This is a genomic window from Nocardioides lijunqiniae (assembly GCF_015024225.1).
In the GTDB taxonomy this organism is placed as follows: domain Bacteria; phylum Actinomycetota; class Actinomycetes; order Propionibacteriales; family Nocardioidaceae; genus Nocardioides; species Nocardioides lijunqiniae.
The window spans coordinates 1-2,167 of record NZ_JACJGM010000073.1; the positions used below are offsets into that span (position 1 = coordinate 1).

The 2,167-nt window shown below is 76.4% G+C and carries 3 protein-coding genes; all 3 read left to right on the top strand.

From position 1 onward, the window contains the following. Positions 1-256, top strand: a 256-nt coding sequence (locus tag IRQ30_RS23050; protein ID WP_476703685.1) for a hypothetical protein, incomplete at its 5' end; no start/stop codon positions are given. Between the two features lie 10 nt (positions 257-266). After that, positions 267-1,346 carry a CbiQ family ECF transporter T component gene (locus IRQ30_RS23055; RefSeq protein WP_193615153.1) on the top strand — a complete coding sequence of 360 codons (1,080 nt, stop codon included), beginning with the start codon at positions 267-269 and terminating at the stop codon, positions 1,344-1,346. Further along, positions 1,343-2,167, top strand: an 825-nt coding sequence (locus IRQ30_RS23060; protein WP_193615154.1) for an ABC transporter ATP-binding protein, incomplete at its 3' end; no start/stop codon positions are given. The genes IRQ30_RS23055 and IRQ30_RS23060, both read left to right, overlap by 4 nt.

Here is a 2,167-nt window from a genome sequence, read left to right on the forward strand (position 1 = left end):
CGCTCCCGGCAAGCCCGCCAAGCCGGGCCGGCCCGGCAAGAGCCGCACGCCCCGCACCGCGCCGTCGCCCGCGGCGTCGCCCGGCGCGACCACGACGCCCGAGGCCGCCGACGGCGAGCTGACCGGGACGGCTCCCACGGCGGCCGAGCCGCAGGACGACGGCCTGCCGACGTTCGTGGCACCCCTGCTGATCGGTCTCCTCTTCGCGGCAGCCGGGGTGGTGCTGCTGCTGCGGCGGCGGTCGGGACACGCGTGACCGAGCGGGCATGAGCGGGGCCCGGCTCCCGCGCGACGTGCATCCCGTGGCCTGGTGGCTGTGGGCGATCGGCCTGTGCGCGGCCGCCTCGCTCACCACCAACCCGCTCGTGCTCCTGCTGCTGGTGGGGGTCGCGACCGTGGTGGTCGTGGCACGGCGCTCGGACCAGCCTTGGGCCCGCTCCTTCCGCCTCTACGTGTGGCTGGGCGTCGCGATCGTCGTGCTGCGGGTGGTGTTCCGCCTGGTCTTCGGCGGCACCTACCCGGGCACCGTCCTGCTGGACCTGCCCACGGTCCCGTTACCCGACTGGGTCCTCGGCATCACCCTGCTCGGGCCGGTCACCCGGGAGGCCCTGCTCGCGGGCCTGTACGACGGGATGCGCCTGGCGACCATCGTGATCTGCATCGGCGCCGCCAACGCGCTGGCCAACCCCAAGCGGCTGCTGCGCTCGATGCCGCCCGCGCTCTACGAGATCGGGACCGCGCTCGTGGTGGCCGTGACCGTGCTGCCGCAGTTCGCCGAGAGCGTGCGGCGGGTGCGGGCCGCGCAGTCGCTGCGGGCGGGGGAGACCGGGCGGGTCCGCCGACTGCGGCGCTTCCTGGTGCCGGTGCTCGAGGACGCGCTGGAGCGCTCGCTGGCCCTCGCCGCCGGCATGGACACCCGCGGCTACGGCCGTGCCGGGGGGCTCACGCCCGCCCAGCGGCGTACGACCGGGGCGCTGATGCTGGCCGGGCTCTGCGGCGTCTGCGTCGGCGTCTACGCCCTCCTCGACCGGACCGCGCCGCGGCTGCTGGCGCTCCCGATGCTCGGCCTCGGGGTCGTCGTCGCGGTCGCCGGGCTGGTGAGCGCGGGCAGCCGGGTGCAGCGCACGCGCTACCGCCCCGACCGCTGGCGCTGGCCGGAGCTGGCCGTCGTGGCCGCCGGGCTGACCGTCGCCGTGGTCGGGTGGTGGGTCAGCGACCACCAGGTCCTGATCGCCAACCCCGACCTCGACCGCGTCCCCGAGATCAGCCTGCTCGCCCTGGTGGGCGTCCTGGTCGGTGCGTCGGCCGCCGCGACCGCCCCTCCGCCGAGGCAGGTGGGCGCATGATCGAGCTGCGCGGCATCTCCTTCGCCTACGGCGAGCGGCGCGTCCTCGACTCCGTCGACCTGGAGGTCGAGGAGGGCGAGCTGGTGCTCGTCTCCGGCCCGACGGGGGTCGGCAAGTCCACGCTCCTGGGCGTGGTGACCGGGCTGGTGCCGCGCTTCACCGGCGGCGACCTGCGGGGTGACCTGCTGCTCGACGGCGTCAGCATCCTGCACACCCCTCCGCGCGAGCGCGCCCACGTCATCGGGTACGTCGGTCAGGACCCGGCGGCCGGCTTCGTCACCGACACCGTGGAGGAGGAGCTCGCCTACGGCATGGAGCAGCTCGGCCTCGCGCCGGCCACCATGCGCCGCCGGGTGGAGGAGACGCTCGACCTGCTCGGCATCGCCGACCTGCGCGACCGCGACCTGCGCACGCTGTCGGGCGGCCAGCAGCAGCGGGTGGCCATCGGCTCCGTGCTCACCACCCACCCGCGCCTGCTCGTGCTCGACGAGCCGACGTCGGCGCTGGACCCGACGGCCGCCGAGGACGTGCTGGCCACCCTCACCCGTCTCGTGCACGACCTCGGGGTGTCCGTGCTGGTCGCCGAGCACCGGCTGGAGCGGGTCGTGCCCTTCGCCGACCGGATGTGCCTGCTCGCCGGCGACGGCCGCGTGCAGGTCGGCCCGCCCGCCACGCTCCTGGCGCACTCGCCCGTCGTACCGCCCCTGGTCGAGCTGGGCCGTGCCGCCGGCTGGGACCCGCTGCCGCTGACCGTGCGGGAGGCGCGGCGCGCCGCGCGCGGCCTCGACCTGGCCCCGCCCGCGGCGGACCCGGCCGACTCG

Bases quoted from the DNA above. Each gene is read 5' to 3' on its own strand.
- IRQ30_RS23055 (WP_193615153.1), top strand. From the start codon at position 267: ATGAGCGGGGCCCGGCTCCCGCGCGACGTGCATCCCGTGGCCTGGTGG.